This window comes from Clavibacter quasicaliforniensis (assembly GCF_051201715.1).
GTDB lineage: Bacteria > Actinomycetota > Actinomycetes > Actinomycetales > Microbacteriaceae > Clavibacter > Clavibacter seminis.
Window position 1 is genome coordinate 2,950,221 of sequence record NZ_CP139624.1, and the last position, 25,799, is coordinate 2,976,019.

Genomic DNA, 25,799 nt, shown 5'->3' on the forward strand with positions numbered 1-25,799 from the left:
GTCAGGCCGCCCGCACCCGCCGGATCAGCCGCGACACCACGAACCACACGACGAGCAGCGCGATGATCCCGATGGCCGCGTACGAGATCAGGCCGCTCCACTCCTCCAGCACCGGGCGGATCGCCGGGCCGAACGCGAAGCCGAGGCCGACCCAGATGGCGTTCCAGGCGCCGGATCCGATGACCGTGTAGAGCGAGAACCGCCAGATCGGCATGCGCTCGATGCCCGCGGGAATCGAGATGAACGAGCGGACGAGCGGCACGCACCGGCCGAGGAGCACGGCGGTGCCGCCCCAGCGCTGGAAGAACGCCTCGGCCTTGTCGAAGTCGGCGTGGTCGAGCAGCGGGATCCGGCCGACGAGCCGGCGCGTGCGGTCCCGGCCGAGCGCGGCGCCGATCGCGTACCAGATGAGCGCGCCGAGGAGCGCTCCGACGGTGGCCGCGGCCCACGCGCCCCACGCGCTCATCCGGCCCTCGTAGGCGAGGAAGCCGGCGACGGGGAGGATCGCCTCGGACGGGATCGGCGGCACGAACGTCTCGATCAGCACCGCGAGGCCGACGCCCACCTCCCCCAGCGTCTCGATGAGCGAGAGGACCCAGCCGACGAAGCCGTCGTACCCCTCGCTCGGATGGATCTCGCCGGGGGTCACTGCGGTGATGGCGCTCATGCGGCCTCTCGTCCTGTCGGGGGGTCGGGCGTCGTGATGCGGCGGTCGGTGGTGGATCAGGTCGCCGCCGTGGATCCCCGCGAGCCTAGGGAACGCATTTCCACGTCCGCTGAATCGCTGCCGCGACTACCCCTCGCCCGGGCGCAGCATCCCGGTCTCGTACGCGAGGATCACCAGCTGCGCGCGGTCGTGCGCGCCCACCTTGGCCATCACCCGGTTCACGTGCGTCTTGGCGGTGTGCGGGCTGATGAAGAGGCGCTCGCCGATCTCCTGGTTCGCGAGCCCCTGCGCGACGAGCAGCAGCACCTCGCGCTCGCGGTCGGTGAGGTGATCCAGCTCGGCCTGGCGCCGCGAGAGGTCGGGCGTTGGCGCCCCGGCGCCGCCCGGCAGCACGTACCGCGTGATGAGGCCGCGGGTCGCGGCGGGCGAGAGCAGCGCGTCGCCGGCGTGAACGGACACGACCGCACGCACGATGTCGTCGGGCTCGGCGCCCTTGCCGATGAAGCCGCTCGCGCCCGCGCGGAGGGCGGCCACGAGGTACTCGTCCTCCTCGAACGTCGTGAGGATCAGCACCCGCGTCGCTGCGAGCTCCGGATCAGCGCAGATCCCGTCGGTGGCGCCGATGCCGTCGAGCTCCGGCATGCGGATGTCCATGAGCACGACGTCCGGGCGGAGCGTGCGCGCCGCCGTGACGGCCTCACGCCCGTCGACTGCGGTGCCGACCACCGTCGTGCGCGGATCCGCCTCGAGGATGTCGCCGACGGCCTGGCGGATGAGGGGCTGGTCGTCGACGACGAGCACGGTGATCACGGGGTCTCCTCGCGGGTGAGCGGCAGCGTTGCGGCGAGCCGCCAGCCGCCGGGTGCGGTGCCGGCCTCGATGCGGCCGCGCACAGCATCCACGCGCTCGCGCAGGCCGAGCAGGCCATGGCCGTCGAGCGGGGCGTCGGCGTCGTCTTCCCGCGCATCCGGCACGGGCACCGGGTTCGTCACGACGATGCGCGCCTCGCGGCCGTCCACCTCCACGAGCACGTGCGCGTGCCCGGCGGTGCCGTGCTTGTGGGCGTTGGTGAGCGCCTCCTGCACCACGCGGTACGCGACGAGGTCGGCGGCGCCCGTGAGCGCCGCCCGCTCTCCTTCGACGCGCACGGTCACGGTGAGGCCCGCGGTCGCGAACTGCTCCACGAGGGCATCGAGCCGATCGAGGCCCGGCTGCGCGGCGGATCCCGCGCCCTCCCCGGCGTCCTCGCCGTGCCGCAGCATCCGCATCAGGTCGCCGATCTCGGCCAGCACCGCACGCGAGGCGCTGCGGATGGTGACGAGCGCCTCCTTCGCCTTCTCCGGCCGGGTGTCGACGGCGGAGGACGCGACCCCCGCGTTGAGGCTGATGACCGCGATCTGATGCGCGACCGCATCGTGCAGGTCGCGGGCGATGCGCAGGCGCTCCTCGGTGACGCGGCGGCGGGCCTCGGACTCGCGGCTCCGCTCGGCGCGCTCGGCGCGCTCGACCATGGCCGCGATGAACGCGCGCCGGGAGCGCGTGGCGTCGCCCGCGGCGGCCGCGAAGGCGGTGATGACGGCGAACTGGATGATGCGCGGATCGAACACGGACCCCACCGACGCCAGCAGGCTGAGCACCAGCACGGCGACGACCGCGATGGCCGCGGCGATCCCGGACGTCCGCCTGGCGCGCCGGTTCGCGACGCCGAACATCGTGACGGCGACAGACAGCAGGATCCCGGGTGCGAGCAGCCCCGCGAACGCGGCCCCGCCGAAGAGGGCGAGGCAGACGGTCAACGCGGGGACGGGGAAGCGGCGCCGGAACGGCAGCACCGCGATGGGCGCGAGCGCCAGGGCCAGCGTGAGCGCGGAGTCCGTGCGGTACTCGCCGCCGGGGAAGCGCGCGAAGGCGGCGATCGCGACGAGGATCCCGGCGACGACGTCGCCGACCCACGCGGGCGGGCGCGGGGCGGCGGCGGATCCGTGCATGCCCTCATGATCCCGGACCCATGGGCCCGGCGCGTCACCCCGCGGGACCGGACCGGATACCGCGCCCGCGGTACGCGCCCGACGCAGCGGGACGACGCGCCCCGCGACCCGGACGGCGAGGCTCGATGCGGGCCCGGACCACCGGCGCCCGACCACCGAGGAGGACCATGGACACCCCCATCATCCGGGTACGGGACGTGCGCAAGTCGTACGGCCGCGGCCAGAGCCGCTTCGACGCGCTGAAGGGCGTGAGCCTCGACGTCCGGCAGGGCGAGAGCCTCGCGATCGTCGGCAAGAGCGGATCCGGCAAGTCGACCCTGATGCACACGCTCGCGCTCCTGGACGCGCCGGCCTCCGGCACCATCGAGCTGGAGGGCGTCGACACGTCCACCCTCCGCGGGAAGCGACTCGACCGCACGCGGAACCGCACCTTCGGGTTCGTCTTCCAGCAGTTCTTCCTCACCGCGAGCCAGTCGGTGCTCGAGAACGTGATGCTGCCGATGACCATCGCGGGCGTCCCGCGCACCGAGCGTCGGCGCCGCGGCATGGCGGCGCTGGCGCAGCTCGAGCTCGACGGCAAGGCGCGGAACCGGGCGGGCGACCTCTCGGGCGGGCAGAAGCAGCGCACCGTGATCGCCCGGGCCCTGGTCAACGACCCGCGGATCATCTTCGCCGACGAGCCCACGGGCAACCTCGACTCCGCGACGGGCGCCGTGGTGGAGGACATCCTGTTCGCGCTCAACCGCGAGCGCGGGATCACGCTCATCATCGTCACGCACGACGAGGATCTCGCGGCCCGCTGCGACCGCCGCATCCTCATCCGCGACGGGCTGATCGTGGAGGACTCCGTGGACGACGGCCCGCGCCCGCACGGCGCGCACGCCGCCGTCGGCTCCGCATCCGGGGCGGTGGCCGCATGAAGCCGCTCGACCTCATCCGGTCCGCCGTCGGCAACACGTTCCGCTCCAAGACGCGGCTCGTCCTCACGATCCTGTCGATCTTCGTGGGCGCGTTCACGCTGACCCTCACCAACGGGATCGGCACCGGCATCGACCGGTACATCGCCTCGACGGTCGGTGCCGTCGGGTCCTCCGACACCATGACCGTCACGCGCACGAGCGACGACGCGGGCGCCGGTCCCGCCGCGAGCGGCCCGCGCGAGTACGACCCCGACACGGTCGCGAGCGGGTCCGTGACCAGCCGCCCCGGCTCGACCGTCGTCGCGCTCACGCCCGACGACATCACGACCATCCAGGGCATCGACGGCGTGCGCGCCGTGCAGCCCACCGTGTCGCTCGCGACCGACTGGATCGCCGCGGGCGACGGCACGAGGTACGTGGTCGGCGCGTCGGGCCTCGCCCCCGGGCAGACGCTGACCCTCACGGCGGGCAGCGCGCCCGACGACGCGTCGTCCGCGCTGCAGGTGGTGCTGCCGACCTCCTACGTGCAGCCGCTGGGCTTCGCGGACGACGCCTCCGCCGTCGGGCAGACCGTGACGCTCGCCGTGACGGACGCCGCCCGCGCCCCGCACACCGTGGACGCGACCGTGGTCGGCGTCGCGGAGGAGAGCATCGCGGCGGCCGGGGGATCCCGCGTCACCGCCAACCAGGCCCTCACGACGGCGCTGTCCACGGCCCAGGACGCGGGCCTCCCCGCGGACCAGGCCGACCGGTACGCGCAGGCCACCGTCTCGTTCGACGCCTCCGCCACGGACGCCGACGTGGACGGGCTGAAGTCGCGCCTCGCCGACGCCGGCTACACGGGCACGACCGTCCAGGACCAGCTCGGCACGTTCCAGACCGTGATCGACGGCATCGTGCTCGTGCTCAACGGGTTCGCGGTCATCGCGCTGCTGGCCGCGTCGTTCGGCATCGTGAACACGCTGTTCATGTCGGTGCAGGAGCGCACCCGGGAGATCGGGCTGATGAAGGCCATGGGCCAGAGCAGCGGCAAGGTGTTCGCGCTGTTCAGCATCGAGGCCGCGTTCATCGGGTTCCTCGGCAGCGCCGTGGGGGTCGTGATCGCGGTGGCCGCGGGCACGGGCATCAGCGCGGCGCTCTCCGGCACGGTGCTGTCGAACCTGCCCGGGCTGACGCTCATCGCGTTCGACCCGGCGTCGATCGCGACCATCGTGCTCGTGGTGATGGCGATCGCGTTCCTCGCCGGCACGCTGCCCGCGGCACGGGCGGCGCGCGCCGATCCGGTGACGTCGCTCCGGTACGAGTAGTCCGCGAGGAGCACCGGCGTCGACCGCGAGGGGGACGACGCCGCGCCGCGGACGGCAGAGGGTGGATGCGGGCCGAACCCCGGCCCGCATCCCCTCATCGCCTCCCGCCCGACGCCTCCCGAGGAGCTCCGCCGTGATCCACCCCGCCCGTGCCACCGCCGCCCGTCCCGCCCGCCTCGCCCTGGCCGCGTCGCTCACCACCGCCCTCCTCGCCGGATGCGCGACCCCCGCCGCCGAGGCGCCGACGGCCCCGCCCGCGTCCGAATCCGCCGCGCCCTCCGCATCCGCCGCCCCCGCGGTCGACCAGGCCGCCGCCGACGCCGCGTTCACCGCCCTCGAGGAGCGCTTCGGCGCACGCCTCGGCGTGCACGCGGTCGACACCGGCACGGGCGCCGAGGTCTCCTGGCGCGCGGACGAGCGGTTCGCGTACGCGTCCACGATCAAGGCCCCGCTCGCGGCCGCGCTGCTCGACCGCGTCGGCATCGCGGGGATGGATCGCGCGGTGCCGATCGAAGCGGCCGACATCCTCTCCTACGCGCCCGTCACCGAGACGCGCGTCGGCGGCACGATGACCCTCCGCGAGCTGGCCGAGGCCGCCATGACCCGGAGCGACAACACGGCCGCGAACCTCCTGCTCGAGGCGCTCGGCGGCCCGGCCGAGCTGGATGCGGCGCTCACCGCCCTCGGCGACGACACCACGGTCGTCTCCCGCACCGAGCCCGACCTCAACGAGGCGATCCCCGGCGACGACCGCGACACCACGACCCCGCGCGCCGCCGCCGCCCTGCTCCGGGCCTACGCGCTGGGCGATCCGGGTTCCATCGCGGATCCCCTCGACGCCGACGAGCGCGCCCTCTTCACCGGCTGGCTGACGGCCACGCAGACCGGCGCGACGCTCGTGCGCGCCGAGCTGCCCACGGACTGGACGGTCGGCGACAAGTCCGGCAGCGGCGCCTACGCCAGCCGCGGCGACGTCGCGGTGATCTGGCGGCCCGACGCCGCGCCCATCGTCATCGCCGTGCACTCCTCCAAGGACCAGCAGGATGCTAAGGCCGACGACGCCCTGATCTCCGGCGCCGCGAGGGCCGCGGTGCAGGCGCTCGGGGCGCTGGGCTGACGCGACCGAACGCCGCCCGGCGAGGGCGCGCCGGGATCAGCGCCCGTCGTCCTCCGCCAGCAACGCGAGCGCCCGGGACAGATCCTCGACCGCCCGCTCGGCAGCCCGATCGGCCCCGTCGTCCCGGCGCGCGAGCCAGGCGCCGATGATCCCCCGCATGCCCGCGACCGCGAGCGCCGCGCACCGGTCGGCGCGCGCGTCGTCGAGGCCGGCCGCGGCGAACCGGCGGCGCGTCTCCTCCACGTAGCGGCCGTGCTCCCAGGCGGGCAGGTCGGCGAGCGCCGGGATCCGCTGCACGGTCGCGGCGAGGTCGAACAGCACGCGCTGGCGGTCGGGCTCCCGGCGCACCCGGTCGAGCTCGGCGCGGAGGGTCAGGGCGACGACCTCGCCGAGCGGCGCGCCCGCGGGATCCTCGGCGGCCTCCAGCTGCGCGACGACCGCATCGACCTCCTGCCGCAGCAGCGCGCCGAGCAGCTCCTCCCGCACGCCGAAGCAGTAGTGGAAGGCGCCGTGCGCCAGGCCGGCCTCCGCGGTGATCGCCCGCGTGCTCGCCCCGGCGACGCCTGCGACCGCCATCACGCGCACCGCGGCATCGAGCAGCTCGGCCCGCCTGGCGTCCCGTGATCCGTACGCGCGGGTGCTCTCGGAGGCGGGCTTCATGGGAGAAAGCTACCAAGCGAGAGAGATTCGGCCACCTGGCCGAATCTGTCGCCTAGCGTCGGAGCATGAGCACCGAGCGCCCCGTCAACTCCGCCACCGCCGTCATCCGCACGGCCCGCGCCGCCGACCTCGAGGACGTCACGCGCGTCCTCGCGGAGGCCTTCGCGGAGGATCCCGTGCTGGCCGGCTTCGTCCCCGCCGGCCCCCGGAAGCGCGCGCGCCTCGCCCTGCTCTTCGCCGCGCTCCTGCGCAGCGGACCGCTCCCCGACGGGACGGTCGACGTCGCGGTCGACGTGCGCGGCGGCATCCTCGGCGCGGCGGTCTGGGAGGCGCCCGGCGGCATCCCCGCGCACCGGACCCTCCGGCAGGCGCCGACGTTCCTGCGCGCCCTCGGCGTCGCGGGCGCCCTCCGCGCGGCCACGCGCCTCCGCACCCTCGACCGCGCACGACCGGGTCTCCCGCACTGGCGCCTCGCCGAGGTCGGCGTGGGCGCTGCGGCGCGGGGGCTCGGCATCGGATCCGCGCTCCTCGCCCACGGGCTCGCCCGCGTCGACGCCGACGGATCCGCGGCCTACCTCGAGTCGTCGACCGAGCGGAACCGCGCGCTCTACCGACGCGACGGCTTCGCCGAGCTGGGCGAGCTCGCGGGCCTGGCCGGGTCGCGCCCGGTGGCGATGTGGCGGGCGGCGCGGGTGGAGTCGCCGATTCGCTGAGGCGCCCGGGCGAGGATCCGCGGGATCCGCGTGCCGGGATCAGAACGGGCAGTGCACCTGCGTGCGCGCGCCCGACCGGTCGATGTCGTGGTCTGGCATGGGCTTGCCGCACATGGGGCAGAGGCGCGACTGCGGCTCGGGCACCGGGTCGTCGGTGTACGGGCCGAGCGGCGGCGCGCCGAGGTACGGGCGGAGCCGCTCGTTGAACCGCTCGACGGCCGCCCCGAAGCCGCGCTCGCGCCGCTTCGGCGCACCGTCTCGATCCTTACCGCGTGTCATAGTATTCAGTGTACGCGGTAATTCGGCAGGCGGCGAGGAGCTGGCATGGCACACGAGGGCGCGACGCGCACGGATCCCCTGGCGCTCGAGAGCCAGCTCTGCTTCGCGGCCGTGCTGGCGGCGAGGTCGGTCGTCGCGCTGTACCGGCCGATCCTCGAGCCGCTGGGCCTCACGCATCCGCAGTACCTCGTGATGCTCGCCCTCTGGGAGCGCGACGGCCGCTCGATCTCCGACCTCGGCGGCGCGCTCGCCCTGGAGCCCGCGACCATCACGCCGCTTCTGAAGCGCCTGCAGTCGGCCGGCCTGCTGGAGCGCGCGCGCAGCGTGGAGGACGAGCGCGTCGTGCGCGTCACGCTCACCGACGCGGGCCGCGCGCTCCGCAGCGAGGCCGAGCAGGTGCCCGCCCGGGTCGCCGAGCGCACGGGCATGACCCCTGCGGAGCTCGGCAGGATCCGGGACGACCTGCACGAGTTCCTCGCGCGCATCGACGCCGCGCCCGATCCCGCGGGCGCCTAGAGCGCCCGTGACGGTTCCCCGCCAGCCGCCGTCGCCGCGGCCGCTCTGGGGGACGATGGATCCATGACCCTCAGCGCCGACGGCACCCTCACGGACGGACGGGCGCTCGTCGGCCCGGTCGACGCCCCCGAGCTGCACGTGATGACGTACAACATCCGGCGCCTGTTCCGCCGGTACCGGCCGGGCAGCCCCGACCGCTGGGCCGACCGCGAGCCGCTCATCGCCGAGCTGCTCCAGCGCGAGCAGCCCGCGCTCCTCGGCACGCAGGAGGCGATGCCCACGCAGGGCCGTGCGCTGTCGCACGCGCTCGGGCGGCACTACCGGCGGATCGGGCACGGCCGCAACGCCGACGGGCACGGCGAGGGCTGCCCCACCTTCTACGACACGCGCCGCCTCGAGCTCACGAGCTGGCGCCAGGTCGCGCTGTCGGACACGCCCGCGGTCGCCGGATCCCGCAGCTGGGGCAACATGGTGCCGCGGATCGCCGTGGTCGCCGACTTCACGGATCGCGCCACGGGTCTGCCGCTGCGGCACGTGAACACGCACTTCGACCACCTCTCCCGGCGGTCGCGCGAGGAGTCGGCGCGCATGATCCTCGAGATCGTCGCCGAGCTGCCGGTGCCCGCGATCGTCGCGGGCGACACCAACGCGGGCGTCGACACGGAACCGCACCGGCTGCTCCTCGAGCACGGCGCGCTCGTGGACGCGTGGCCCGCCGCGCGTGAGCGCCTCACGCCCGAGTGGGGCACGTGGTCGAACTACAAGGCGCCGAAGCGCACGACCCGCCGCATCGATTGGATGCTCGTGACGCCCGACATCGAGGTGGAGCGCGTGGGCATCAACACCACGCGCATCGGCGGGCGCGCACCGAGCGACCACGAGGCGCTGCAGGCGGTGGTGCGGTGCTGACGGATCCGACCGCGCAGGACGCGCCCTCACCGCCCGAGGACGTCGCGGCCTTCGCCGGGCTGGCCGGGCTCACGTTCCTGCAGCCGCCGCGCGGGATCACGGCGGTCCTCGCCGACGCCGTCCGCGTGATCGGGCTCCTCACGTTCCTCTTCTCCGTGTTCGCGTGGACGGGCGTCACGTCGGCGATGTTCGCGCTCGCGCTGCTCGGCCTCGTCGCGCCGCGGGGTCTCGGGGCACGGCCGGGGCTGGATCTCGGGATCGGGATCACCACGCTCGTCTCGGCCGCGAGCAACCGGCTCGACCTCTACGAGCGGCTGCCGTGGTGGGACATCCCCGCCCACCTCCTCACGACGGCGGCCCTCGCCGCGCTCGTGATCCTGCTGGCCGACCGCGCGGGCGTCATGGTGGACCGGCGGCCGCTGCCCCTCGGCTTCCTCGCGCTGACGGTGGGCCTGGCGCTCTCGGCGCTGTGGGAGCTCGGCGAGTGGGCGGGGCAGGCGTGGCTCGACCCGGAGATCCTCACGGGCTACGCCGACACGATCGGCGACATGGCGGTCGGCGGGCTGGGGGCGCTGCTGATCGCGCCGCTCATGCCGATGCTTCTGGCGCGGTCGCGGTGGATCACGGAGGCGCCGGCGCGCTGACGGAGAGGGGGCTCGGAGGCGATCCGACGCCCCGAGGAGAAGTGCTCCGGGCCGGGTTTGGGTGGAGGAGCAGTCGGGTACTTGTCCGTCATGCGCTCGCCCGGGAACGACCTCGAGGCCGTCCTGTTCGACCGGGACGGGACGCTCGTCGTCGACGTGCCGTACAACGGGGATCCGGCGCTCGTGACGCTGATGCCCGGCGCCCGCGAGGCCGTCGACGCCGTGCGCGCCGCAGGGCTGCGCGTCGGGATGGTGACCAACCAGTCCGGCATCGCGCGCGGTCTCATCACGCGCGACCAGGCCGACGCCGTCAACGCGCGCGTGCAGGAGCTGCTCGGCGCGTTCGACCTCGTGCTGCTGTGCCCGCACGGATCCGACGACGGCTGCGACTGCCGCAAGCCCCGGCCCGGCATGGTGCTCGAGGCCTGCCGGACGTGGGGCATGGATCCGTCGCGCGTCGCGGTCGTGGGCGACATCGCCGCCGACATGGGCGCTGCCCGGGCCGCGGGCGCGCGCGGCGTGCTCGTGCCGACGCCCGTCACGCGCGAGGAGGAGGTGGCCGAGGCGGAGCTCGTGGCCCCGACGATCCTCGACGCCGTGCACCTCCTCATCCACGACCCCGCGCCCCGCCGCGTGCTCGTCGTGCGGCTCGACTCCGTGGGCGACGTGCTGATCTCGGGGCCCGCGGTGCGCGCGGTCGCCGCAGACGCGCGCGTCGAGGTGCACCTGCTCTGCGGGCCGCGCGGCGCGTCCGCCGGTCGGCTGCTGCCCGGCGTCCACGCGGTGCACGTCTGGGACGCGCCGTGGATCTCCTCCCCCGCGCCCGCCGCCGACGCCGCCTCGGTCGACGCGCTGCACGCGATCCTCGCCGAGGTCGACGCGGACGAGGCCGTCATCCTCACGTCCTTCCACCAGTCGCCGCTCCCGCTCGCGCTGCTGCTGCGGCTCGCGGGCGTGCGGCGGATCACGGGCGCCAGCGTCGACTACGCCGGCTCCCTCCTCGACGTGCGCCTCAAGCCCGGCGAGGACCTCGACGAGGACCGGCCAGAGCCCGAGCGCGCGCTCGCGATCGCGGCGGCGGCCGGGCACGCGCTTCCTGCGGACGACGACGGGCGCCTGGCCCTGATGCCGGCCGAGCTGCCGTCCGACGTGGAGGCGCTCCTCCCCGACGGCCCCTTCGCGCTCGTGCACCCGGGCGCCGCGGTCGGGGCGCGCTCCTACCCGGCGGACCAGCACCGCGACGCCGTGGCGCTCCTCGTCGAGCGCGGGATCCCCGTGGTCGTCACGGGCGGCCCCGACGAGCGGGACCTCACGGCGCACGTCGCCGGATCCGCCGCCCTCGACCTCGGCGGCCGCACCGACCTCGCCGGGCTGGGCGCGCTCATGCGCCGCGCGGCCGTGCTCGTGAGCGGCAACACCGGTCCCGCGCACCTCGCCGCGGCCGTGGGACTGCCCGTCGTCAGCCTGTTCTCGCCCGTCGTGCCGCCCGTCCGCTGGGCGCCGTACCGCGTGCCCGTGATCCTGCTCGGCGACCAGGACGCGGCCTGCAAGCTCAGCCGCGCGCGCGACTGCCCGGTGCCGGGGCACCCGTGCCTCGCGGGGGTGTCGCCGGCCGAGGTCGCCGACGCGGTCGAGCAGCTGATGGCGACGAGCCGGGCGGAGGTGCCCGCATGAGGATCCTGATGTGGCACGTCCACGGCGGCTGGACCGACTCGTTCGTGCTCGGATCCCACGAGATCCTGTTCCCCACCACGCCCGCGCGCGACGCGTGGGGCCTCGGCCGCGGCGGCCGCGCGTGGCCCGCGAGCGCGCGCGAGGTGGATCCGTCGTCCCTGCACGACGCGGACGTCGACCTCGTCCTCCTCCAGCGCGTGGCCGAGATCGAGGAGGCGGAGCGCCTGCTCGGCCGCCGCCTCGGATCCGACGTGCCCGCCGTCTTCCTCGAGCACAACACCCCGCGCGGCGCCCCGACCGAGACCGTGCACGCGCTCGCCGACCGCGACGACATCCCGGTGATCCACGTCACGCGCTTCAACGCGCTCATGTGGGACACCGGATCCGCGCCGACCACGGTCGTCGAGCACGGCGTGCCCGACCCCGGCGCGCTCTACACGGGCGACGTCGCGTCGTTCGGCGCGGTGATCAACGAGCCCGTGCGCCGCGGCCGCATCACCGGCACCGACCTGCTGCCCGCCTTCGCGGCGGTCGCGCCCGTCGAGGTGTTCGGGATGGGCACGGATCTGCTGCCCGGCGCCTTCCCGCAGCTCGGCGCAGAGCTCGTGCCGCGTGGCGACCTGCCCACGGCCCGCATGCACCCCGCGCTCGCGCGCCTGCGCGCCTACATCCACCCGCACCGCTGGACCTCGCTCGGCCTGTCGCTCCTCGAGGCCATGCACATGGGGATGCCCGTGCTCGTGCTCGACGCGACCGAGGCGTCGCGCGCGGTGCCGCCGGACGCGGGCGCGATCTCGTCCGACCCCGCCGACCTGGTGCGCGTGGCCCGGCTGCTGCTCGCGGATCCCGACGAGGCCGCCCGCCGCGGCCGCGTCGCCCGCGATGCCGCGCTCGCCCGCTACTCGCTCGGCCGGTTCCTGCACGACATGGACGCCGTGCTGCACGACGCCGTGGACGCCGCCGCCGCGCGCCGGTCCCGACGCGCGCCCGCCGGATCCGGCTCCCCGACTTCCCCGCACCACCCGCTCGACGAGAGGACGACACGATGAGGATCGCGATGATCTCGGAGCACGCCAGCCCGCTGGCGACGCTCGGCGGCGTGGACGCCGGCGGCCAGAACGTGCACGTGGCCGCGCTGTCGGCCGCGCTCGCGGAGGAGGGCCACACCGTCACCGTCTACACGCGCCGGGACGACGCGGCGCTGCCCGCGCGCGTCGCGTTCGCGCCCGGCGTGGAGGTCGTGCACCTCGACGCCGGACCCGCCCGCGCCGTGCCCAAGGACGAGCTGCTGCCGCACATGCTTGAGCTCGCCGACGGACTCCTCGCCGACTGGCGCACCGCCCGGCCCGACGTGGTGCACAGCCACTTCTGGATGTCCGGGGTCGCCGCGCTCGACGCGGCCGCGCGCCTCGCCTCCTCCCCGGTCGGCGCCGCCGCGGCCCCGCCCGTGCTGCACACCTTCCACGCGCTCGGATCCGTGAAGCGCCGCCACCTGGGCGCCGAGGACACGAGCCCCGCCGAACGCGCCGAGCTCGAGCCGGGCGTCGGCCGCCGCGCGGATGCGGTCATCGCGACCTGCTCCGACGAGGCCGCCGAGCTCGTGCGCGCGGGCGTCGACGCGGCCCGCATCACCGTGATCCCCTGCGGCGTCGACATCGGGCACTTCACGCCCCAGGAGGGCAGTACGCCCCGCGGCGACGACGCCACCGACGCCGACCCGGCGCGCCCGATGCGGGTCATGGTCGTCGGCCGCCTGGTGCCGCGCAAGGGCGTGGACCTCGCGATCGAGGCCATCGGGATCCTCGCCCGCCGCGGCCGCCGCGACGTCGAGCTGGTCATAGTCGGCGGATCCGGCGACGCCGCCGACGCGGGCGAGGACGCCGAGGCCCGCCGCCTGATGGACGCCGCGCGCGCCGCCGGGGTCGCCGACCGCGTGCGCCTGCACGGCCGCGTCTCCCAGGCCGACATGCCCGCCGTGATGCGCACCGCCGACGTCGTCGTCTGCGCGCCCTGGTACGAGCCGTTCGGCATCGTGCCGCTCGAGGCGATGGCCTCCGGCGTGCCCGTGGTCGCGTCCGCGGTCGGCGGCCTCACCGACAGCGTGGTCGACGGCGTGACGGGGATCCTCGTGCCCCCGCGCGACCCCGCCGCCATCGCCGACGCCCTCGGGGAGCTGCTCGCGGATCCCGCCCGCCGCCGACGCCTCGGCCGCGCCGGCCGCGACCGGATGGAGCACGGCTACGCGTGGTCGACCGTCGCCGCCCGCACCGCCGACGCCTACCGCGCCGCGATCCAGGCGGCCGCACCCGACGCGCTCCCTGCCGACCCGACCGTCGTCGACGCGCACCTCGACGCGCTCGCCCCGGTGCTCGCCGACCTCCGCACGCACGCGCCGCGCCTCACCGCGTGGGGCCGCGAGATGGCCGACCGCATGAGCCACGGCGCGCGCCTGCTCGCGGCCGGCAACGGCGGATCCGCGGCCGAGGCCCAGCACCTCACGAGCGAGCTGGTGGGCCGGTTCGACGGCGACCGCCGCCCCTTCTCCGCCATCGCGCTGCACTCCGAGTCGTCCGCGGTCACGGCCATCGGCAACGACTACGGCTTCGACGAGGTGTTCGCCCGGCAGGTGCACGCGCACGCGCGATCCGGCGACATCGTCGTGCTGCTCTCCACGAGCGGCCGCAGCCAGAACCTGCTCCGGGCAGCAGCCGCCGCGCGCGCCGCCGGGGCCACCACCTGGGCGATGACGGGTCCCGGACCGAACCCGCTCGTCGAGGCGTGCGACGAGCACATCGCGCTCGACGGGCCGTCGGCCAACGTGCAGGAGGCGCAGCTCGTCGCCGTGCACGCGATCTGCCGCTCCTTCGAGAGCCGCCTGCAGGCGAACGACCGGGTGGCGGCGCGCGCGTCGGCCGCCCCTGCTCCGGTGTCGGGGGCCGCATCCGCGTCCGTCCCCGTGACCGTCGCGCCCGCCTCCACCACGGCCGAGCCCGCCGAGGTGCCCGCGTGAGGATCGTCGTGGTCGGCGACGTGCTGCTCGACGTCGACATGACCGGCGCCGCCCACCGGCTCAGCCCCGACGCGCCCGTGCCGGTGATCGAGGTCGAGGAGTCGCTGCCCCGCGCGGGCGGCGCCGGCCTCGTCGCCACGATGCTCGCGCGCGACGGCCACGACGTGCGCCTCGTCACCGTCCTCTCCGACGACCGCCACTCCGCGACGCTCCGTGAGTGCCTCAAGGGGATCGAGGTGATCGCCGGCCCGTCCGGCGCGCCCACGCCCGTGAAGACCCGCGTCCGCGCCGACGGCCACGCCATCGCCCGCATCGACGAGGGCTGCGCGCCGCCGCCCACGCCCGCCGCGACCGACGAGATGCTCGACGCGATCGCCACGGCCGACGCCATCGTCGTCGCCGACTACGGCCGCGGCGTCACGCGCGACCTCCGCCTCCGCGCCGCCCTCGACGCGCGCGCCGCCCAGGTGCCGCTCGTCTGGGATCCGCACCCCGCGGGCGAGCCGCCCGTCCCGAACACCGCGCTCGCCACCCCGAACCTCGCCGAGGCGCGCGTGTTCTCCGGCGTCGCCGGACGCGACGTCGCAGCAGCAGCCGACGCGGCCCGTCTCCTGCTCGAGCGGTGGGGCGTCCGCACCGTCGCCGTCACCATGAGCGAGCGCGGCGCCCTGCTCGTGTCGGCGCCCACGTCGGGCGCGGGCTCGGGCTCGGGCGCGGAGGGCTCGGGCGGCGGATCCATGCCCGTCGTCGTCCCCGCCCCGCTCGTCGCGACCGGCGACCCGTGCGGCGCGGGCGACCGGCTCGCCGCCACCGCCCTCGCGGCGCTGGCTGAGGGATCCCCCGTCGAGGACGCCGTGCGCGACGCCGTCGCCGCCGCGGCCGAGTACGTGGACGCGGGCGGCGTGGCCACCCTCGTCGGCCCGCCCGCCGCGCGCCCCATCGGCGGCCACGCGGCGAGCGCCCTCCAGGTGGTCCGCGCGACCCGCGCCTCAGGCGGCACCGTCGTCGCGACGGGCGGCTGCTTCGACCTCGTGCACGCCGGCCACGCCCGCACGCTCGCCGCAGCGCGCGCCCTCGGCGACTGCCTGGTCGTCCTCCTCAACTCGGACGACTCGGTGCGCCGCCTCAAGGGACCCGAGCGCCCGATCATGACCGAGGAGGACCGCGTCGACCTCCTCATGTCGCTGGGCGTCGTGGATGCGGTGGTGCTCTTCTCCGAGGACACCCCCGAGGAGGCGCTCCGCTCCATCAAGCCCGACCTCTGGGTCAAGGGCGGCGACTACCGCGCCGAGGACCTCCCCGAGTCGGCGGTCATCGCCGAGTGGGGCGGCCAGGCAGTGACCGTGCCGTACCACCCGGGCCGCTCCACCACGAGGCTCGCCGGCGCCCTCGCGCGCGTCGGCTGAACCCACCACCCACGACTCCCCGAACCACCGCGCCCCTCGCGCGATCCGCACCACGGAAGGAACACCCATGACCGACTCCCCCCGCCCCAGCACCGGCCGCGTCCTCATCACCGGAGGCGCGTCCGGGCTCGGCGCCGCGGTCGCGCAGGCGGTCCTCGCGGCCGGCGGCGAGCCCATCGTGCTCGACCTCGACACGTCGAGCGTCACCGGCATGGAGGCGCACCGCATCGACGTCTCCGACACCCGCGCCACCGAGGCGCTCGTCACCGAGATCGCCCGGGCGCACGGCGGCCTGGATGCCGTGGTCACCGCCGCGGGCATCGACCGCTGCGGCCGCCTCGTCGACGTCGCCCCCACCGAGTGGGAGAAGGTCATCGGCGTGAACCTCATGGGCACGGTCGCCGTCGTCCGCGCGGCGCTGCCGTTCCTCACCGAGTCGCACGGCCGCGTCGTCACCGTCGCGTCGTCGCTCGCCATCAAGGCCGTCTCGGATGCGACCGCCTACTGCGCGTCGAAGTTCGGCGTGCTCGGCTTCACCCGCGCCCTGGCCGCCGAGACGAAGGGCGAGGTCGGCGTGACCACGCTGATCCCCTCCGGCATGAAGACCCACTTCTTCGACGACCGCGACCCGAAGTACAAGCCCGGCTCCGACGCGAACCTCAACGACCCTGCTGCCGTCGCCGACTCGGTGATGTTCATCCTCGGCCAGCCGCGCGGCTGCGAGATCCGCGAGCTCGTCATCACCCACGAGCTCGAGGACAGCTGGCCGTGAGTCGCGGCTGATCCGCGGCGCCGCGCCCAGCGCGCACGAGACGAGCACGGCCCCGCATCGCGCGGGGCCGGGCTCGTGTCGTTCGTCCGTGAGGATCTGTCGGGGACCCGTCAGCGCATCGTCGCGAACCGCGTCATGATCTGCGCCGCCACGTTGATCCCGACGATCAGCACGATGCCCGTCGCCGGCGCCCACCACGCGTTCACGCGTCGCGTGCGACAGACGACCGTCGCGATGATGGAGAGGACGAGGACGCTGATCGTCCCCACGACCCAGAGCCGCGACGCCAGCTCGCCGAGGGGGTAGTCGCAGCCGGGCACGGCGCAGACGGCCGGGGTCCAGCTCGCGACCACCATCGCGACGAGGCCCGCGAACGCGAGCACCCCCTCGGTCACGAGCAGGATCATGGCGAGCCGCGCGTCGTACGGCGGCCGGATCGGGTCGGGCCCCGCGAGGCTCGGGCGCTGCGCGGTCTGCTGCTGGCTCATGGTGTCCTCCGTCGGAGTCGGGGCCCGCGCGTCAGCGGGTGTGCGTGACGCTAGCGGTGAGGGGTCCCGCGTGGAAGGGCCTTGCGGGGTGGACCCGCCCATCGCCCACCCGCCCATCGCCTGACCGTCCGGCCGTGAGCGGACATCGGCCGCGGATCCCTGGGGAGCGCGGGATAGCTTCCAGGGAGCGGACATCCGCAGAAAACTGGACAAAATGACGCACCACCCCCGCACCATCCGCAACGCGACCACCCTCATCCTGGGTCTCGCCCTCACCGCCGGGATCCTCACCGCAGCATCCCCGGCCAACTCCGCCACCGCCGCCACCGGCCAGGCCCCCACCGTCGCGAGCGCCGCTCCGACCGTCTCCGACGCCCGGCTCCGATTCGGCGTCGCGACCCCCGGTGGTCCCACCGCCGGCAACGAGCTCGACGCCGTCGCCCAGCAGGTCGGCGAGGACCCGAGCATCGTGCTCTCCTACGCCGACTTCACCCAGGCGCCGCCCATCCAGGCCCTCGACCAGGTCCGCGCCCGCGGCGCCGAGAGCCTCCTCACCTGGGAGCCGTGGAAGGCCGGAGCCGGTGTGAACCAGTCAGGCTTCTCGAACGCGAGCATCCTCGCGGGCGACCATGACGACTACCTCCGCCAGTGGGGATCCGAGCTGGCCGCCTGGGGCGGCCCCGTCTCCCTCCGCTACGCGCACGAGATGAACGGCGACTGGTACCCGTGGGCCGACGGGGTCAACGGCAACGCGCCGGGCTCCTACGCCGCCGCCTGGCGTCACGTGCACGACGTCGTCGTCGCCCAGGGCGCGACCAACGTGAAGTGGGTGTGGACACCCAACGTGCCGTACACCGGATCCACGCTGCTCGCGGGCCTCTACCCGGGCGCCGGCTACGTCGACGTCGTCGGGCTCGACGGCTACAACTGGGGCTCCGTCGCCGGCCAGCACTGGACCGCGCCGAGCGACCTGTTCGGCTTCGGCCTCCAGCGGCTGCGCGCCGTCGCGGCCGGCAAGCCGATCATCATCGCGGAGACCGCGTCGTCCGAGGTCGGCGGGTCCAAGGCCGAGTGGGACACCGATCTGGTCGCGTTCCTGCAGGCACAGCCCGACGTCGTCGCCTTCGTCTGGTTCGACATGGACAAGGAGGCGGACTGGCGCATCGGCAGCTCCGCGTCCTCCACGACGGCCATCCGCGACGCGCTCGCCGCACGTCGCGTCTGATAGCCGCTCATCCCCTGCCACCGGATCCCGTCGCTCGGCGGACATCCGGTGGACGGAGGGTGACGAAGAACATACGCTCGCATACATCCATCGGGGGAAGGACCCTATCGCCATGCCCACTCGCCGCCGTCTCAAATGCGCCGTCGTCACCGCCGTCGCACCGGCGGTCGTGACGGCCACCGTGCTCGTCGCCCCGGCGGTCTCCGCCCGCGCCGCCTCGGCCCGGGCCGTCCCGACGGCACCCGCCGCGATCGTCCTCTCCGTCGCCTCCGGGCCGGTCGGAACACCCGTGACGGTCACCGGCACCGGCTTCCCGTCCACCAAGGCCGCGGTCGTCGCGGTCGGGTCGACCACGAAGCGCATCACGACCACCGCCACGGGCAGGTTCACGACCGCGATCACGATCCCCCGCACCTCGCTCTCCACCATCCGGATCACCGCGACGGCCGGCACGCGTTCGGCCTCGGCCGCGTTCACCGTCACCACGGCGAAGTCGAGCTCGTCCTCGCGCTCCGCCGCGCCGGCACCCGCGCCCACCACGAGCCCTACGCCGACGACGGCCGCGCCCACGCCCGCGACGACGTCGGCTCCCACGAGCACGAGCACGAGCACGGGCACCGCGCCGGGGAGCACGGCCGGATCCACCGCATCCACCGCCCCCGCCATCAGCTCCGCCCGCCTGCGGCTCGGCCTCTCGACCCCCGGCGGCCCCACCGCCAACGGCGAGCTCGACGCCGCGTCGGCGACCCTCGGCGAGAGCCCGTCCATCGTGATGAGCCACGTCGACTTCACGCACCCGGCGCCCATCGCCGGCATCCAGAGCGTCGCCGCGCGCGGTGCCGACAGCCTCATCACGTGGGAGCCGTGGCAGGGCGGCGCCGGGGTCGACCAGCCCGCCTACGCGAACGCGCGCATCGTGGCCGGCGACTACGACTCCTACATCCGCTCGTGGGGCTCCGACCTCGCGAAGTACGGCAAGCCCGTCTACCTGCGCCTGGCGCACGAGATGAACGGCAACTGGTACCCGTGGTCGGACGGCGTGAACGGCAACGCATCCGGCTCCTACGTCCAGGCGTGGAAGCACGTGCACGACCTCGTGGTCGCGCAGGGCGCCACGAACGTGAAGTGGGTGTGGAGCCCGAACGTGCCCTACCCGGGATCCACCGACCTCGCCTCCCTCTACCCCGGCGCCGACCAGGTCGACGTCGTCGCCCTCGACGGCTACAACTGGGGCGCCGTCGCCGGCCAGCGCTGGACCGCGCCCGCCGACCTCTTCGGTCCCGGCATCGCGCAGCTGCGCGCCGTCGCGCCCGGGAAGCCGCTCATCATCGGCGAGGTGGCGTCGAGCGAGACGGGCGGATCCAAGGCCGCGTGGGACAAGGACCTCGTCGCGTACCTGCAGGCCCAGCCCGACGTGCTCGGCTTCGTGTGGTTCGACTTCCAGAAGGAGGCGGACTGGCGCATCGACAGCTCGGCCGCCTCCGCCGCCGCACTGCGCGACGCGCTCGCGCTCCGGCGGGGCTGATCCCGGGCGTCCGGGCGGCGCACAGTCGCCGCCCAGCCGGCGCATGGGCGTCACGAGGAGAGCGCGGCCTACGATCTGACCTGCGCCCGTCCGACCCGACGGCGGCGCACGCGATGAGGAGGCGGTGGTGACCCGAGCCCACCGGCGGCGCGAGACAGCGCTCGCCCTCGCCGCCGTGCTCGTCGGCCTCGTGATCCTGCCGGCCCCGCCCGGATCCGGCGTCGAGGGAGGCTTCGCCCAGCTCGACCGCTACGCCGCCCTCACCCAGGCGCAGGCCCAGCGGATGATCCAGGCGCATCCGGCCCTCGAGCTGCAGGTGATGGACGCGTCGCCCGCGCGCGTCGTCTCCTGGTGGGCCGCCAAGGACCGGAAGCACCAGCGCGCGCTGATCCGGAACTCGCCCGCGCTCGTCGGCAACCTCGATGGTGTCGACTACGCCTCGCGCGACGCGGCCAACCGACGCCAGCTGCGCGCCGAGCTGCGCACGGAGCGGGAGGCCGTCGCCGCCCACCCGGACGACGCCGACGCACGCGACCGACTCACCGCGCTCACCGCGATCCGCGACGCGCTCAAGCCGGAGGCCCGCGCGGGTGGGCACGCCGAGCCGAAGCGCACGCTCGTGTCGCTCAGCCACCGGGATCCGCCGCTCGCCGCCATCGCGGTCGGCGACCTCGACACCGCCCGCCAGGTCACCTTCACGGTGCCGGGCATGGGCACCTACACCGACGACATGCAGCTCTGGACGGAGACCGCGCAGAACGTGTTCGATGCGCAGGCGTCGGTCGGCGCCCCGGCCGCGCACGCCGTGGTCGCGTGGATCGGATACCGCACGCCGCCGCCCGGCATCGACGCGACGCTCGGCGACTACGCGGAGCGCGGCGCCCCGATGCTCGCGAGCGAGCTCGCCGGGCTGCAGGCGGCCCGGCACGGCGGCGACCTGGCCAGCGTGAACGTCATCGCGCACTCGTACGGATCCACCATGGCCGCCGACGCCCTCGCCGCCCGCGATCTCGGCGTCGACTCCTTCGTCATGCTCGGCTCGGCGGGCGTCGAGGACGGCATCGACGACGCGCGCGACCTGCACGCCCGCCACGTCTACGCGGGCGAGGCGGCGGACGACGACGAGGCCGTGTGGGGCCGGCTCTCCCGGCAGGATCCCCGCGCGCCCGGCTTCGGCGCCACCGTCATCTCCGTCGACGGGGATCCCGCGCGCGGCCTCCTCCCCGTCACCACGCACGCCCCCGTCCTGCACTCGAGCTGGAACGACGACCCGGACTCGCGCGCCTGGACGACCATCCGCGATCCGGCCCAGCGCGCCGCCGAGTTCGCCGCGCACGAGAAGACGTACGGCTACCTCGACGCGGGCACGGAGTCGCTGCGGAACGCGGCGATCGCGACGACGCCGCACGCGACCGAGCGGCTGGACCCGACCGCGGGCTGACGCGTCAGAGCGCGGCGACCTCGATCGTGCGTCCCGTGCGGGCCGACTCCTGCGCCGCGAGCACGATGCGCAGCGTCCGGAGCCCGACCTGCAGGTCTGGCTGCGGCTGCTCCCCGCTGCGCACCCCGGCGAGGAACGCGTCGAGGAGGGCGGCGTCGAAGTCCGGGCCGTACGGCAGCTCGATCGGCCGGCCGGTGGCGGCGTCGAGCCCGCGGACCCGGGGTCCGAAGAAGTCGATCCCGACGCTGCCGGCCGTGCCGGTCGCGGTGACCTTCACGCCGCCCCAGGTGGGCGCGGTGTCGGCCTGCGTGAACGAGCAGTCGATCGCGGCGACGAGGCCCGAGTCGTAGGTGATGGTCACGAGCCCGCCGGTCTCGGCCTGCGCGCGGTGGGCGTGCAGGATCCGGTTGCTCACGGCCGTGACGCTGACCGCCTCCGCGCCCGTGAGCGCGTCGAGCAGGTCGGCGACGTGCACCACGTGGTCGACGAGCGCGCCGCCGCCGGAGAGCGCCGGATCCCCGAACCACGCCCGCTCCATCGGCAGCTTCCCGTTGTTGGCGCCGCGGAGCGCGACGAGCTGGCCGAGGGCGCCGCGGGCGTGCGCGGCCCGTAGCTCCTGGAACGCGCTCGCGAAGCGCACGGGGAACGCGACCATCAGCCGCACGCCCGCGTCAGCGACGGCCCGCTCCATGGCGAGGCCGTCCTCGAGCGTGGTGGCGAGCGGCTTCTCGCAGAGGATGTCGGCGCCGGCGGACGCGGCCAGCTGCACCAGCTCGCGGTGCCGCACGTTCTCGCTCGCGACGATCACGGCGTCCGGCCGCCACGCCAGCAGCTCGTCGTAGGTGTCGGCGTAGGCGACGCCGAGCGCGTCGGCCATGTCGCGGCCCCGCAGCTCGCCGTCCGGATGCGGGCCGGGGTCGCTCGCGCGCACCTCGACGTCGCCCATCCCCGCGAGCAGCGCGAGGTAGGAGCGGGCGTGCGTGTGCGCGAACGACATGACGGCGACGCGCAGCGGGCCCTCGTGGATCTCCCGCATGGCGGTCACCCCTCCCCGCCGGGCGCGGGCGCGAGGTCCACCGGCGCGAGGTCCACCGGCTGCCCGGTGTCGAGGCTCTCGAGCGCGGCCGTGGCGATCCGCACGGCGGCGGCCCCGTCCGCGGCGCTCACGCGCGGCTCCGGTCCGCCCGCGAACGCCCGCGTGAACTCGCGCAGCTCGACGAAGTAGGGGTCCTCGGCGGGATCCGTGTCGGGCACGAGCTCCCCGTCCGTCCCGCCCCCCGCGAGGTCGGCCACGTAGCCCCGCTGCACCGCCGAGGAGTGCTCGAGCTGCCCGCCCGTGCCCGTGACCGTGTACTCGGTCGTGAAGCGCAGGTGCGCCGGGCCCCACACGCCGGCGACGTGGCTGATCGCGCCGGACGCGTGCGTGAGGAGCACGTGCGCCGCCTCGATCGGGTGCTCGGCGTCGCCCACGCGGGTGGAGACGGCGGAGACCCGCACGACCTCTCCGGCGACCCAGCGCGCGATGTCGAGGTCGTGGATCATCTGGTCCATGATGATGCCGCCCGAGAGCTCCCGGTCGGCGAACCAGGGCGTGCGGGTCGGGTAGGCGCCGGCGCGCGAGAACCGCAGCACCGCGAGGTCGCCGAGGAGGCCCTGGTCGACGGCCTCCTTGAGGCGCACGTACTCGGGGAAGAACCGCACGACGTGCGCGGGGTGCAGCCGCCGTCCGAGCCGCGCGGCGAGCGCGACCAGCTCGTCGGCGTCCCCGTCCGTGCGCGCGAGCGGCTTCTCGCTGATGACGTCCTTGCCCGCCTCGAGCGCCCGGCGCACGATCGGCGCGTGCGTCCAGGTGGGCGTGACCACGTCGACGACGTCGACCAGCGCGAGCAGCTCGTCGAGGGTGTCGACGACCGTGCCGCCGCCGTGCCGGGCGACCGCCTCGGCGGCGCCCTGCTCGGAGTGGACGTAGACCTCGGCGCCGAGCGCCAGCAGGTGCGGCAGGTGCGACGCGCTGATGCCGCCGGCACCGACGAGGCCGATGCGGAGGGGTGGAGCTGTCATGTGCGGTTCCTCACGTGCGGGCGGATGGGACGGTGGATCCGGGGGCGGGCGGGGTGGCTGCGAGCGCGTCGGGCGCGGGCGCGCCCAGGGCCTCGGCGGTCGACGCCCGCAGGGACGCCTCCGCGCGCACGGCGAATCCCGGCGACATGGCGGGGCCGCCGGCGAGCAGGGCCGCGCCGATGACGCCCGCGTGCGTGCCGAGCGTCGAGCGGATGATGGGCGGCGCCGACCGCCAGCCGAGCCGGGCGTCGACCGCGGCGCGCAGCGGCACGAGCAGGGCGTCGCCCGCGCCGGAGAGGCCGCCGCCGATCACGACGCGCGCGGGGTCGAGCACCACGGCGAGCGTCGTGATCCCCACGGCGAGCGCGTCGACCGCATCGGCCCACACGGCCCCCGCGTCGGGATCCGCATCGAGCCGCGCGACGATCCCGGGCGTCGAGGAGGCGGCCGTGCCCCCGCGCCTTCGGTACCGGGCGAGGACGCTCGTCGCCGACGCGTAGGCCTCCAGGCAGCCGCGCTGGCCGCAGCCGCAGAGGTCGCCGCCGTCGACGATCGGCGTGTGCCCGAACTCGCCCGCGCCGCCGGTCGCGCCGCGGACGACGACGCCGGAGGTCACGACCGCGGCGGCCACGCCCGTGCCGATGGGGATGAAGACGAAGTCGCGGAAGGCCGCCTCCTCGTCCGGGTGCGCGGCGCGCTCGGCGACCGCGGCGGCCCGCGCGTCGTGCTCCACGCGCACGGGGAGGCCCAGCTCGTCCTCGAGGATCCGCCGGAGCGGCAGCCCGGACCAGCCGAGGTTCGCGGCGTACCCGATGCTCCCCGTCTCCGCGTCCACGAGGCCGGGCGACGCGAGGCCCACGGCGGCCACGCGCGTGCCGTCGCGCGCGGACCTGTCGACGAGGTCGGCGACGAGCTCGCGCAGCGTGGCGAGCGCGTCCGTCCGCGCGTCGAACGTCGGCCTGATGCGGCGCGCCACGACGCCGCCGTCGGCGTCGAGCACGGCGCCCTTCAGCGTGGTGCCGCCGACGTCCACCGCGACGACAGCGCACGGCCGCGCCGACGTCGCATCCGCGTCCTGACCCGTCACGCGGTCGCGCCCGGCGCGTCGGCCTCGGCGAGGGCGCGGACGCGCTGCTCGACGCGGGCGGGCGCGAGCACCTCCTCGAGGATCATGCGGGTGGCCCCGCGGACCACGGCGTTCGCGGGATCCGCGGCCGCGCGCACGTCGAGGTCGTGCGCAGCGATGGGCAGGCAGCGCGAGAACAGCTCCGCGCGGATGGCGGCCACGAGCGGAGCGGACGCCGACATGGTGCCGCTCAGCACGACCGCGCGCGGGTTGAGGAAGTTCACGATGGTGGCGAGCGACGCCCCGATCCGGGTGCCCGCCTCGCGCAGCACCGTGACGATCTCGGGATCCGCCGTGCGTCCTAGCTCGATGATGTCCGACGCGCTCTCCACCGGGTGCCCGAGCGCGGTGAGCCGCGCGGCCACGGCGCCGCCGCCCGCGACCGACTCGAGGCAGTTCGGGATCCCGCAGATGCAGGAGATGGCCGCCTCGCCGTCGACCGCGGAGTGGCTGATCTCGCCGGCCGCGCCGCTGGCCCCGCGGTGCAGGCGCCCGCCGGTGAGGATCCCGCTGCCGATCCGCGTGCCGAGCACCACCGCGAGGAGGTGGTCGGCGTCGCTGCGGGCGCCGGGCGCCGACTCGGCGAGCGCCACGAGGTTCGCGTCGTTCTCGACGACCACGGGCACGTCGGTGTGCGCGGCGAAGAGCGACGGCAGGCTGACGTTGTGCCACGACGGCATGAAGGACGGCAGCACGACCCGGCCGGACGGGTGCTCGATGGGCGCGGGCAGCCCCACGCCGATGCCGGACAGGAGCGCGGGATCCAGCCCGTGCTCCGCCAGCAGCCCCTGCACCTCGGCCCACATGGCGGCGACGACCGCCTCCGGGTCGTGGTCGGGCAGCCCCGGCCGCCGCACGCTGCCGACGACGTCTCCCGCGAGGTCGGCGACGGCCACGGTGAGGTGACGGGCGCCGAAGTCGACCGCGGCGACGGATCCCGCCTCCCGCACGACGTCGAGCCGTCGGGCGCGGCGCCCGCCGCGGGACTCCTCGTCCCCGCCCTCGGCGACGAGGCCGAGGCGCAGCAGCGCGTCCACCCGGATGCCGACGGTGGACGGCGAGAGGCCCGTGCGGCGCGCGATGGCGGAGCGCGAGACGGCGCGCTCCTCCCGGATGAGACGGAGCACGTCGCCCACGGATCCGGGGGCGACCTCCGCGTCCTGGAGGCGCGTGGCGTTCGGGGTCATGTCGGCATCCTATCGACGATCGAACGAAGTCCGACGAAAAAAGAACTACTTCTTCTTGCAACGGGCCAGTAACATGCGGGAAACACCTGAAGCCTACGGTCGAGAGCCAGGGCTTCCCGGACGAGGTCGTCCTCCCGTGAGGGGCACGCGTCCGGATCCCGAGC

25 protein-coding genes and 1 pseudogene are annotated in these 25,799 nt (G+C 75.2%); 16 read left to right on the top strand and 10 right to left on the bottom strand.

Going from position 1 to position 25,799, the window contains the following annotated elements; genetic code table 11:
* Position 1: 1 nt before the first annotated feature.
* The 3 genes from NL142_RS14015 to NL142_RS14025 all read right to left on the bottom strand — a co-directional run bounded on the left by NL142_RS14015 (position 2) and on the right by NL142_RS14025 (position 2,655).
* Complete coding sequence (locus tag NL142_RS14015; RefSeq protein WP_435080197.1) at positions 2-667, bottom strand: DedA family protein; 666 nt, start codon at positions 665-667, stop codon at positions 2-4.
* 126 nt (positions 668-793) lie between these two features.
* The gene (locus NL142_RS14020) at positions 794-1,477 is read right to left on the bottom strand and encodes a response regulator (protein ID WP_435080198.1); all 684 of its coding nucleotides are present in this window, start codon (positions 1,475-1,477) and stop codon (positions 794-796) included.
* A complete protein-coding gene (locus NL142_RS14025; RefSeq protein ID WP_435080199.1) occupies positions 1,474-2,655 on the bottom strand; it encodes a sensor histidine kinase in 1,182 nt (393 codons plus the stop codon). Before NL142_RS14025 ends, NL142_RS14020 begins: the two co-directional genes overlap by 4 nt.
* 167 nt (positions 2,656-2,822) lie before the next feature.
* Between NL142_RS14025 and NL142_RS14030 the strand changes: the two genes are divergently transcribed.
* From NL142_RS14030 to bla, 3 genes are all read left to right on the top strand, one after another.
* Complete coding sequence (locus NL142_RS14030) at positions 2,823-3,575, top strand: ABC transporter ATP-binding protein (protein WP_435080200.1); 753 nt, start codon at positions 2,823-2,825, stop codon at positions 3,573-3,575.
* On the top strand, positions 3,572-4,882 hold the full coding sequence (locus tag NL142_RS14035) for an ABC transporter permease (RefSeq protein ID WP_435080201.1): 1,311 nt from the start codon (positions 3,572-3,574) through the stop codon (positions 4,880-4,882). The genes NL142_RS14030 and NL142_RS14035 overlap by 4 nt, the downstream gene beginning before the upstream one ends.
* Positions 4,883-5,015: 133 nt before the next feature.
* Positions 5,016-5,999, top strand: a complete 984-nt coding sequence (gene bla / locus NL142_RS14040; RefSeq protein ID WP_435080202.1) for a class A beta-lactamase — start codon at positions 5,016-5,018, stop codon at positions 5,997-5,999.
* 36 nt (positions 6,000-6,035) lie between these two features.
* On the opposite strand, the gene NL142_RS14045 is transcribed toward bla, so the two are convergent.
* Positions 6,036-6,659 (bottom strand): TetR/AcrR family transcriptional regulator, encoded by a 624-nt coding sequence (locus NL142_RS14045; RefSeq protein ID WP_435080203.1) that lies wholly within the window; start codon positions 6,657-6,659, stop codon positions 6,036-6,038.
* Positions 6,660-6,724: 65 nt separating this feature from the next.
* Between NL142_RS14045 and NL142_RS14050 the strand changes: the two genes are divergently transcribed.
* Positions 6,725-7,372: a GNAT family N-acetyltransferase gene (locus NL142_RS14050; RefSeq protein WP_435080204.1), complete on the top strand. Its 648-nt coding sequence runs from the start codon at positions 6,725-6,727 to the stop codon at positions 7,370-7,372.
* A 39-nt stretch (positions 7,373-7,411) separates the two neighbouring features.
* Here NL142_RS14050 and NL142_RS14055 read toward each other — a convergent pair whose 3' ends face one another.
* The gene (locus NL142_RS14055; protein ID WP_435080205.1) at positions 7,412-7,651 is read right to left on the bottom strand and encodes a hypothetical protein; all 240 of its coding nucleotides are present in this window, start codon (positions 7,649-7,651) and stop codon (positions 7,412-7,414) included.
* Between the two features lie 45 nt (positions 7,652-7,696).
* Between NL142_RS14055 and NL142_RS14060 the strand changes: the two genes are divergently transcribed.
* The 9 genes and pseudogenes from NL142_RS14060 to NL142_RS14100 all read left to right on the top strand — a co-directional run bounded on the left by NL142_RS14060 (position 7,697) and on the right by NL142_RS14100 (position 16,582).
* Positions 7,697-8,167 carry a MarR family winged helix-turn-helix transcriptional regulator gene (locus tag NL142_RS14060; protein ID WP_435080206.1) on the top strand — a complete coding sequence of 157 codons (471 nt, stop codon included), beginning with the start codon at positions 7,697-7,699 and terminating at the stop codon, positions 8,165-8,167.
* Between the two features lie 63 nt (positions 8,168-8,230).
* Positions 8,231-9,076, top strand: coding sequence for an endonuclease/exonuclease/phosphatase family protein (locus NL142_RS14065; protein WP_435080207.1), 846 nt, complete (start codon positions 8,231-8,233; stop codon positions 9,074-9,076).
* The gene (locus NL142_RS14070) at positions 9,070-9,720 is read left to right on the top strand and encodes a DUF2238 domain-containing protein (protein ID WP_435080208.1); all 651 of its coding nucleotides are present in this window, start codon (positions 9,070-9,072) and stop codon (positions 9,718-9,720) included. The genes NL142_RS14065 and NL142_RS14070 overlap by 7 nt, the downstream gene beginning before the upstream one ends.
* Positions 9,721-9,810: 90 nt before the next feature.
* Positions 9,811-10,302: pseudogene (locus NL142_RS14075) on the top strand (D-glycero-alpha-D-manno-heptose-1,7-bisphosphate 7-phosphatase); the annotation flags it as partial.
* Between the two features lie 27 nt (positions 10,303-10,329).
* Complete coding sequence (locus tag NL142_RS14080; protein ID WP_435081605.1) at positions 10,330-11,394, top strand: glycosyltransferase family 9 protein; 1,065 nt, start codon at positions 10,330-10,332, stop codon at positions 11,392-11,394.
* On the top strand, positions 11,391-12,443 hold the full coding sequence (locus tag NL142_RS14085) for a glycosyltransferase (protein ID WP_435080209.1): 1,053 nt from the start codon (positions 11,391-11,393) through the stop codon (positions 12,441-12,443). Before NL142_RS14080 ends, NL142_RS14085 begins: the two co-directional genes overlap by 4 nt.
* Complete coding sequence (locus tag NL142_RS14090; protein ID WP_435080210.1) at positions 12,440-14,404, top strand: glycosyltransferase; 1,965 nt, start codon at positions 12,440-12,442, stop codon at positions 14,402-14,404. The genes NL142_RS14085 and NL142_RS14090 overlap by 4 nt, the downstream gene beginning before the upstream one ends.
* On the top strand, positions 14,401-15,810 hold the full coding sequence (locus NL142_RS14095) for a PfkB family carbohydrate kinase (protein WP_435080211.1): 1,410 nt from the start codon (positions 14,401-14,403) through the stop codon (positions 15,808-15,810). The genes NL142_RS14090 and NL142_RS14095 overlap by 4 nt, the downstream gene beginning before the upstream one ends.
* Positions 15,811-15,877: 67 nt before the next feature.
* The gene (locus NL142_RS14100; protein WP_435080212.1) at positions 15,878-16,582 is read left to right on the top strand and encodes an SDR family oxidoreductase; all 705 of its coding nucleotides are present in this window, start codon (positions 15,878-15,880) and stop codon (positions 16,580-16,582) included.
* A gap of 110 nt (positions 16,583-16,692) precedes the next feature.
* On the opposite strand, the gene NL142_RS14105 is transcribed toward NL142_RS14100, so the two are convergent.
* The gene (locus NL142_RS14105; protein WP_194684403.1) at positions 16,693-17,070 is read right to left on the bottom strand and encodes a hypothetical protein; all 378 of its coding nucleotides are present in this window, start codon (positions 17,068-17,070) and stop codon (positions 16,693-16,695) included.
* A gap of 214 nt (positions 17,071-17,284) precedes the next feature.
* Between NL142_RS14105 and NL142_RS14110 the strand changes: the two genes are divergently transcribed.
* The 3 genes from NL142_RS14110 (at position 17,285) to NL142_RS14120 (ending at position 21,261) form a co-directional block, all read left to right on the top strand.
* Positions 17,285-18,295 carry a glycoside hydrolase family 26 protein gene (locus NL142_RS14110; RefSeq protein WP_435080213.1) on the top strand — a complete coding sequence of 337 codons (1,011 nt, stop codon included), beginning with the start codon at positions 17,285-17,287 and terminating at the stop codon, positions 18,293-18,295.
* Positions 18,296-18,407: 112 nt separating this feature from the next.
* Entirely contained in the window at positions 18,408-19,820 is a 1,413-nt protein-coding gene (locus NL142_RS14115) for a glycoside hydrolase family 26 protein (RefSeq protein ID WP_435080214.1), read from the top strand.
* A 127-nt stretch (positions 19,821-19,947) separates the two neighbouring features.
* Complete coding sequence (locus NL142_RS14120) at positions 19,948-21,261, top strand: alpha/beta hydrolase (RefSeq protein ID WP_194684400.1); 1,314 nt, start codon at positions 19,948-19,950, stop codon at positions 21,259-21,261.
* Between the two features lie 4 nt (positions 21,262-21,265).
* Here NL142_RS14120 and NL142_RS14125 read toward each other — a convergent pair whose 3' ends face one another.
* The 4 genes from NL142_RS14125 to NL142_RS14140 are packed head-to-tail and all read right to left on the bottom strand — an operon-like array spanning position 21,266 to position 25,635.
* Positions 21,266-22,297 carry a Gfo/Idh/MocA family protein gene (locus NL142_RS14125; protein WP_435080215.1) on the bottom strand — a complete coding sequence of 344 codons (1,032 nt, stop codon included), beginning with the start codon at positions 22,295-22,297 and terminating at the stop codon, positions 21,266-21,268.
* 5 nt (positions 22,298-22,302) lie between these two features.
* Positions 22,303-23,322: a Gfo/Idh/MocA family protein gene (locus NL142_RS14130; RefSeq protein ID WP_435080216.1), complete on the bottom strand. Its 1,020-nt coding sequence runs from the start codon at positions 23,320-23,322 to the stop codon at positions 22,303-22,305.
* 10 nt (positions 23,323-23,332) lie between these two features.
* Positions 23,333-24,409 (bottom strand): ROK family protein, encoded by a 1,077-nt coding sequence (locus NL142_RS14135; RefSeq protein WP_435080217.1) that lies wholly within the window; start codon positions 24,407-24,409, stop codon positions 23,333-23,335.
* The gene (locus NL142_RS14140; RefSeq protein ID WP_194684397.1) at positions 24,406-25,635 is read right to left on the bottom strand and encodes an ROK family transcriptional regulator; all 1,230 of its coding nucleotides are present in this window, start codon (positions 25,633-25,635) and stop codon (positions 24,406-24,408) included. Before NL142_RS14140 ends, NL142_RS14135 begins: the two co-directional genes overlap by 4 nt.
* Positions 25,636-25,799 lie beyond the last annotated feature (164 nt).

Excerpts from the sequence above, each read along its gene's own strand:
- NL142_RS14030 (WP_435080200.1), top strand. The coding sequence starts at position 2,823 with ATGGACACCCCCATCATCCGGGTACGGGACGTGCGCAAGTCGTACGGC.
- NL142_RS14140 (WP_194684397.1), bottom strand. The coding sequence starts at position 25,635 with ATGACCCCGAACGCCACGCGCCTCCAGGACGCGGAGGTCGCCCCCGGA.
- NL142_RS14125 (WP_435080215.1), bottom strand. The coding sequence starts at position 22,297 with ATGCGGGAGATCCACGAGGGCCCGCTGCGCGTCGCCGTCATGTCGTTC.
- NL142_RS14025 (WP_435080199.1), bottom strand. The coding sequence starts at position 2,655 with ATGCACGGATCCGCCGCCGCCCCGCGCCCGCCCGCGTGGGTCGGCGAC.
- NL142_RS14045 (WP_435080203.1), bottom strand. The coding sequence starts at position 6,659 with ATGAAGCCCGCCTCCGAGAGCACCCGCGCGTACGGATCACGGGACGCC.
- NL142_RS14060 (WP_435080206.1), top strand. The coding sequence starts at position 7,697 with ATGGCACACGAGGGCGCGACGCGCACGGATCCCCTGGCGCTCGAGAGC.
- NL142_RS14090 (WP_435080210.1), top strand. The coding sequence starts at position 12,440 with ATGAGGATCGCGATGATCTCGGAGCACGCCAGCCCGCTGGCGACGCTC.
- NL142_RS14130 (WP_435080216.1), bottom strand. The coding sequence starts at position 23,322 with ATGACAGCTCCACCCCTCCGCATCGGCCTCGTCGGTGCCGGCGGCATC.
- NL142_RS14035 (WP_435080201.1), top strand. The coding sequence starts at position 3,572 with ATGAAGCCGCTCGACCTCATCCGGTCCGCCGTCGGCAACACGTTCCGC.
- NL142_RS14110 (WP_435080213.1), top strand. The coding sequence starts at position 17,285 with ATGACGCACCACCCCCGCACCATCCGCAACGCGACCACCCTCATCCTG.
- NL142_RS14115 (WP_435080214.1), top strand. The coding sequence starts at position 18,408 with ATGCCCACTCGCCGCCGTCTCAAATGCGCCGTCGTCACCGCCGTCGCA.
- NL142_RS14105 (WP_194684403.1), bottom strand. The coding sequence starts at position 17,070 with ATGAGCCAGCAGCAGACCGCGCAGCGCCCGAGCCTCGCGGGGCCCGAC.
- NL142_RS14055 (WP_435080205.1), bottom strand. The coding sequence starts at position 7,651 with ATGACACGCGGTAAGGATCGAGACGGTGCGCCGAAGCGGCGCGAGCGC.
- NL142_RS14050 (WP_435080204.1), top strand. The coding sequence starts at position 6,725 with ATGAGCACCGAGCGCCCCGTCAACTCCGCCACCGCCGTCATCCGCACG.
- NL142_RS14065 (WP_435080207.1), top strand. The coding sequence starts at position 8,231 with ATGACCCTCAGCGCCGACGGCACCCTCACGGACGGACGGGCGCTCGTC.
- NL142_RS14015 (WP_435080197.1), bottom strand. The coding sequence starts at position 667 with ATGAGCGCCATCACCGCAGTGACCCCCGGCGAGATCCATCCGAGCGAG.
- NL142_RS14085 (WP_435080209.1), top strand. The coding sequence starts at position 11,391 with ATGAGGATCCTGATGTGGCACGTCCACGGCGGCTGGACCGACTCGTTC.
- NL142_RS14100 (WP_435080212.1), top strand. The coding sequence starts at position 15,878 with ATGACCGACTCCCCCCGCCCCAGCACCGGCCGCGTCCTCATCACCGGA.